The following is a 6,231-nucleotide window of genomic DNA, read 5'->3' as shown; positions in this document are numbered from 1 at the left end:
GATCGGCTCGAGCAACATGGACATGCGCTCCTTCACGCTCAACCTCGAGGTCTCGCTCATGGTGCGCGGCTCGGAGTTCGTCGAGGACCTGCGCCAGGTGCAGCAGGACTACCGCGAGCACTCCCGCGAGCTGACCCTCCGCGAGTGGCGGCAGCAGCCGCTCCGCTCGACCCTGCTCGACAACCTGGCGCGGCTCACCTCGGCGCTGCAGTAGCGCGGCTCCCGTCCGCCCGCCTGCGGAGGATGCGCGGCCCCGACTCGTCGCGCAAGTCCCTGTGCGGGCCGCCGCGCCCCGCGTAGCGTCGGAGCGTCCTCAGCACCATCCGGTTCCGCCTGCCCGGCGCCGGGTTCGAGAAGGGAACGGACATGACGGCATCCCGTACGACGCGCATCCTCATCCTCGGCGGCGGCTACGTCGGCCTGTACACGGCCTGGGGCCTCGAGAAGAGACGGGGGGAGGCGCCGATCGACGTCACCGTCGTCGAGCCGAACCCCTACATGACCTACCAGCCGCTGCTGCCCGAGGTCGCCGGCGGGCACGTCCAGCCGCGCCACGTCACGGTGCCGTTGGTCTCCGCGCTCAAGCGCACCCGCGTGATCCGCGGCGCGATCACCGGCGTGAGCCTCGCCGAGCGCAGCGCCACCGTCGCCGCGATGGACGGCTCCACCCGCACGATCGAGTTCGACCAGGTCGTCTTCGCGCTCGGAGCCGTCACCCGCACGTTCCCCACACCGGGTCTCGCCGAGCACGGCATCGGCTTCAAGACGGTGGAGGAGGCGGCGCACCTGCGCGACCGCGTCATCGAGAACATCGCGAAGGCGGCGCTCACCACCGATCCCGCCGAGCGTCGGCGCCTGCTCACCTTCGTCTTCGTCGGCGGCGGCTACACCGGCGTCGAGGCGCTGAGCGAGCTGCTCGACCTCAGCCGCAAGACGCTCGCCGCGCAGCCCTCCCTCTCGATGGGCGACGTCACCTGGCACCTCGTCGAGGCGCTGGACCGGGTCGCCCCCGAGGTCGGTCCCGAGCTCTCGAAATGGACGCTCGACCACCTCCGCTCGCGCGGCGTGCACGTGCACCTGAAGACGACGATGCCCTCCTGCGAGGACGGCGTCGTGGAGCTCTCCTCGGGCGACCGCATCCCGACGGCCACGATCGTGTGGACCGCCGGCGTGAAGCCGAACCCGATCCTCGACGCGACCGACGCGCCCCGCGGGCCGAAGGGCCACGTCATGGCGGATGCGCGCCTGCGGGTCATCCGCGAGGACGGCGAGCCGGTGGGCGGCGCCTGGGCGGCCGGCGACGGCGCGCAGGTGCCGGACCTCACCAGCGAGAAGCAGCCCGCGTACTACCCGCCGAACGCGCAGAACGCGGTCCGGCAGGCCAAGCTCCTGGCGCGCAACATCATCGCGGACCTCACCGGAGGCACCGTGGAGGAGTACCGCCACGCCTCCGTCGGGACGGTCGCCGAGTACGGCATCGGCAAGGGCGCGGGCCTGATCAAGGGCGTGAAGCTGCGCGGCTTCCCCGCCTGGCTCGCCCACCGCGCCTACCACGGAGCGGCGATGCCGACCCTGGACCGCAAGTGGCGGATCATCACGGGCTGGCTCGTCGACGCCGTCACTCCGCGCGACCTCTCGCCGATGAGCGCGCTGCAGGATCCGCGCCGCGCCTTCCGCGAGACGGCCGAGGCCACCGATCGCGAGGCCGCGGCGAAGGCCGCCGCGAAGAAGGAGTCGGACGCGTCCTGACGCGCCGGTGGGAGCGCGGGAGTCGCGGTGGTCGAGCGGGATCATCGCGACTTCCGCGCTCCCGCGTCGTGGGCCCTGCCTCGGAGCGCCTCGGCCTGACGGTCTCGGCTCAGGCCCGGCGGCGCGGCTTGAGGCGCACGGTCGGCAGCACGGGCGCGGGGAGCGCGCGTCCGCCGTACCCGTCGACGGTGCCGAACGGTCCCGCGGGATCCGCCCCGGCGATCACGTCGGACTGCCAGCGCTCGCGGGCGGCCGCCACGTCGTCATGGCTGCGGCCGACGAAGTTCCACCACATCACCAGCTCCTCGGCGAACGGCTCGCCGCCGAGCAGCACCACGCGGGCTCCCGCGTCCCCGGCGGTCAGCACCAGGTGCGAGCGGCCGGGCGTCAGGTAGGCGAGGTCCGAGCGCGGGACGTCCGCGCCCTCGACCGCCACGGGGCCGGCGTCGACGAGCACGCCGTACTCCCACGACTCCTCGACCGGCAGCTCGACCCGGGCACCCGGCTCGAGGTCGATCTGCGCGGCGACCAGCGGAGTGAAGGTGCTCGCGGGCACCGACGCGCCCAGCATCCCTCCGACGAAGACGCGGACCAGCGCGCCGGGCAGCTCCACGGGAACGCCGCGGTGGTGCTCGAAGAACGGATCGACGAGCCGTGCCTCCTCGGGCAGCGCGACCCAGAGCTGCACCCCGTGCAGGACGGGCGCGCCCCCGGTCGAGACCTCCGAGTGCGAGATGCCGCGTCCGGCCGTCATCAGGTTGAGCTCGCCCGGGCGCACCACGGCGAGGCTGCCGACGCTGTCGCGGTGCTCGATCTCGCCCTCGAAGAGCCAGCTCACCGTCTGCAGGCCCGTGTGCGGATGCGGCGGGACGTCCATCCCGGCCTCCTCGCCGAGCCGCACCGGGCCGTAGTGGTCGGCGAAGCACCATGCGCCGATCGTCGAGCGCGAGCGCTGGGGGAGGGTGCGGCGCACCTCGATCGCGCGCGGACCGCCGAGCGGGACGAGCCGTGCCTCCAGGATCTCGACCGCGCCGGGCTCGCGAGGGACCGGCTCCGCGGCGACGGGGAGCTCGTCGGGATGCTCCTCCAGGTTGCTCATGCGGGAAGTGTATGCCTTCGCATGGACCGGTGGACGGGACCGCCGCCCGCACCCCTCCCGGATCGCGTGCACGCCCAGGGCGAACAGGCCTGCTCACCGGGGGGAGCGCTGGTTACAGTCGACGTATCGGAGCCCACCCCTGCGGGTTCTGTAGGGAGTGACAGCATGTTCGAGAGATTCACCGATCGCGCGCGGCGCGTCGTCGTCCTGGCCCAGGAAGAGGCCAAGATGCTCAATCACAACTACATCGGCACGGAGCACATCCTGCTCGGCCTGATCCACGAGGGCGAGGGAGTGGCCGCCAAGGCGCTCGAGTCCCTCGGGATCTCGCTCGACGCTGTGCGCGAGCAGGTGCAGGACATCATCGGCCAGGGGCAGCAGCAGCCGACCGGCCACATCCCCTTCACGCCTCGGGCGAAGAAGGTCCTCGAGCTGTCCCTGCGCGAAGCGCTGCAGCTCGGCCACAACTACATCGGGACCGAGCACATCCTGCTCGGCCTCATCCGCGAGGGCGAGGGCGTCGCCGCTCAGGTGCTGGTCAAGCTCGGTGCCGACCTGAACCGCGTGCGCCAGCAGGTCATCCAGCTGCTCTCCGGCTACCAGGGCAAGGAGCAGGTCGCCGTGGGCGGTGAGCAGCAGCAGCCTCAGGGGGGATCGCAGATCCTCGACCAGTTCGGACGCAACCTCACCCAGGCGGCGCGCGACAACAAGCTCGACCCGGTCATCGGGCGCGAGAAGGAGATCGAGCGGGTCATGCAGATCCTCTCCCGCCGCTCCAAGAACAACCCCGTCCTGATCGGCGAGCCCGGCGTCGGCAAGACCGCCGTCGTCGAGGGCCTCGCCCAGGCGATCGTGCGCGGCGACGTGCCCGAGACGCTGAAGGACAAGCAGCTCTACACGCTCGACCTCGGCTCGCTCATCGCCGGATCCCGCTACCGCGGTGACTTCGAGGAGCGCCTGAAGAAGGTCACGAAGGAGATCCGCACCCGCGGCGACATCATCACCTTCATCGACGAGATCCACACCCTCGTCGGCGCAGGGGCCGCTGAGGGCGCGATCGACGCCGCCTCGATCCTCAAGCCGCTGCTCGCCCGCGGCGAGCTGCAGACCATCGGCGCGACCACGCTCGACGAGTACCGCAAGCACTTCGAGAAGGACGCCGCTCTCGAGCGCCGCTTCCAGCCGATCCAGGTCGCGGAGCCGTCGCTGCCCCACACGATCAACATCCTCAAGGGGCTGCGCGACCGCTACGAGGCGCACCACAAGGTGTCCATCACCGACGGCGCGATCGTCTCGGCGGCCAACCTGGCCGACCGCTACATCAGCGACCGCTTCCTCCCCGACAAGGCGATCGACCTGATCGACGAGGCCGGCGCACGCCTGCGCCTCTCGATCCTCTCGGCGCCGCCGGAGCTGCGCGACTTCGACGACCGCATCGCCGTGGTCCGCTCCGCCAAGGAGGCCGCGATCGAGGACCAGGACTTCGAGAAGGCCGCGTCGCTCCGCGACGAGGAGAAGCAGCTGCTCGGTGAGCGCCTGCGCCTCGAGAAGCAGTGGAAGTCGGGCGACGTCAAGGCCACCGGCGTGGTCGACGAGGGTCTGATCGCCGAGGTCCTCGCCCAGGCGACGGGCATCCCGGTCTTCAAGCTCACCGAGGAGGAGTCCTCGCGGCTCGTCTTCATGGAGAAGGCCCTGCACCAGCGCGTCATCGGCCAGGAGGAGGCCATCGCGGCCCTCTCGCGGACGATCCGCCGCACCCGCGCGGGCCTCAAGGACCCCAAGCGCCCCTCGGGCTCGTTCATCTTCGCCGGCCCCACGGGCGTCGGGAAGACCGAGCTGGCCAAGGCGCTCGCCGAGTTCCTCTTCGACGACGAGAACGCGATGATCTCGCTCGACATGTCGGAGTACGGCGAGAAGCACACCGTCTCGCGGCTGTTCGGCGCCCCTCCCGGGTTCGTCGGCTTCGAGGAGGGCGGCCAGCTCACCGAGAAGGTGCGCCGCAAGCCGTTCAGCGTGGTCCTCTTCGACGAGATCGAGAAGGCGCACCCGGACATCTTCAACTCGCTCCTCCAGATCCTGGAGGAGGGTCGACTGACCGACGGCCAGGGCCGTGTCGTCGACTTCAAGAACACCGTCATCATCATGACCACCAACCTCGGTGCTCGTGACATCGCCGGTGGTCCCGTCGGGTTCCAGATCGAGGGCGACAACGCCACCGGCTACGACCGCATGCGCGGCAAGGTCAACGAGGAGCTCAAGAAGCACTTCAAGCCCGAGTTCCTCAACCGCGTGGACGACGTCATCGTCTTCCCGCAGCTGTCGAAGCCCGAGCTGCTCCAGATCGTCGACCTCTTCATCAAGCGCCTGGGCGACCGCCTGCTCGACCGCGACATGACGGTGGAGCTGACGCAGCCGGCCAAGGAGCGCCTGATCGAGGTCGGATTCGACCCGGCCCTCGGTGCGCGCCCCCTGCGCCGGGCGATCCAGCGCGAGATCGAGGACCAGCTGTCCGAGCGGATCCTGCACGGAGAGCTCGGCGCCGGAGACCACATCCACGTGGACTTCGCCGACAACATGTTCGTCTTCACCACGACCCCGCGCCTGATCTCGATCAGCGCCGGCGCGTCCACCGGAGCGGCCACGGCCGGCCCGGCGACGCCCGACCTGATGTCGTAGCAGGCTGCCGAACGACCCCGTGCCCGTCCCCTCTCGCGAGGGGGCGGGCACGTCGTCGTCCGGGGGTGGGCGCCTGCTCGCAGGATCCCGCGCCCGGTGCGGCCTAGGCTTGTCGAATGGCCGATTGGAAGTACCCGGTGCGCCGCGCGCGCACGAGCGATGTCCCCTTCATCCAGGAGCTCAGCGAGCCGCTCGTGAACGAGCGCATCCTCCTGGGCAAGGACCGCGTGGTGCTCTACGGCGCCGTGCAGGAGTTCCGCATCGCCGAGGACGGGCACGGGACGGCGATCGGCTGCGGTGCGCTCCATGTGATGTGGGACGACATCGCGGAGGTGCGCACCCTCGCGGTCGCGCAGGACTGGCTCGGGAGGGGTGTGGGTCACCACATCCTGGAGCGCCTCGAGAACGACGCGCGCGAGCTCGGCCTGAAGCGCCTGTTCTGCCTCACCTTCGAGGTCGACTTCTTCGCCCGCCACGGCTTCGAGCCGATCGGCGAGAAGGTCGTCGACCCCGAGGTCTACGCCGAGCTGCTCCGCTCTCCCGACGAGGGAGTCGCCGAGTTCCTCGACCTCGCCCGGGTGAAGCCGAACACGCTCGGCAACACCCGCATGCTGAAGACGCTCTGACCGCCGCCACGTCGTAGCCTGTCCCGGTGACTCCGCCGCCCCGCCGCCTGCCCTCCCGGGTCTACCGGCGACGCCGCGCCG

Annotated in this window: 4 protein-coding genes and 1 pseudogene; 4 read left to right on the top strand and 1 reads right to left on the bottom strand. The window is 70.9% G+C overall.

Going from position 1 to position 6,231, the window contains the following annotated elements; all coding sequences use genetic code 11:
* Nucleotides 1-214, top strand: a pseudogene (locus C5C74_RS16520) (cardiolipin synthase A); the annotation flags it as partial.
* A gap of 152 nt (nucleotides 215-366) precedes the next feature.
* Nucleotides 367-1,749 (top strand): NAD(P)/FAD-dependent oxidoreductase, encoded by a 1,383-nt coding sequence (locus C5C74_RS16515; RefSeq protein ID WP_104351914.1) that lies wholly within the window; start codon nucleotides 367-369, stop codon nucleotides 1,747-1,749.
* 109 nt (nucleotides 1,750-1,858) lie between these two features.
* Here the strand turns inward: C5C74_RS16515 and C5C74_RS16510 are convergent, their stop codons facing one another.
* Nucleotides 1,859-2,848: a pirin family protein gene (locus C5C74_RS16510; protein WP_104224091.1), complete on the bottom strand. Its 990-nt coding sequence runs from the start codon at nucleotides 2,846-2,848 to the stop codon at nucleotides 1,859-1,861.
* A 165-nt stretch (nucleotides 2,849-3,013) separates the two neighbouring features.
* On the opposite strand from C5C74_RS16510, the gene C5C74_RS16505 reads away from it, so the two are divergent.
* Complete coding sequence (locus tag C5C74_RS16505) at nucleotides 3,014-5,524, top strand: ATP-dependent Clp protease ATP-binding subunit (protein ID WP_104351913.1); 2,511 nt, start codon at nucleotides 3,014-3,016, stop codon at nucleotides 5,522-5,524.
* Nucleotides 5,525-5,640: 116 nt separating this feature from the next.
* Entirely contained in the window at nucleotides 5,641-6,150 is a 510-nt protein-coding gene (locus C5C74_RS16500) for an amino-acid N-acetyltransferase (RefSeq protein ID WP_104224089.1), read from the top strand.
* Nucleotides 6,151-6,231 lie beyond the last annotated feature (81 nt).

Origin of the sequence: Rathayibacter sp. AY1E8 (genome assembly GCF_002931415.1) — a bacterium.
Taxonomy (GTDB): Bacteria; Actinomycetota; Actinomycetes; order Actinomycetales; family Microbacteriaceae; genus Rathayibacter.
Note: the sequence above shows the minus strand (reverse complement) of the source record. Positions and strands in the feature narration are given on the sequence as shown.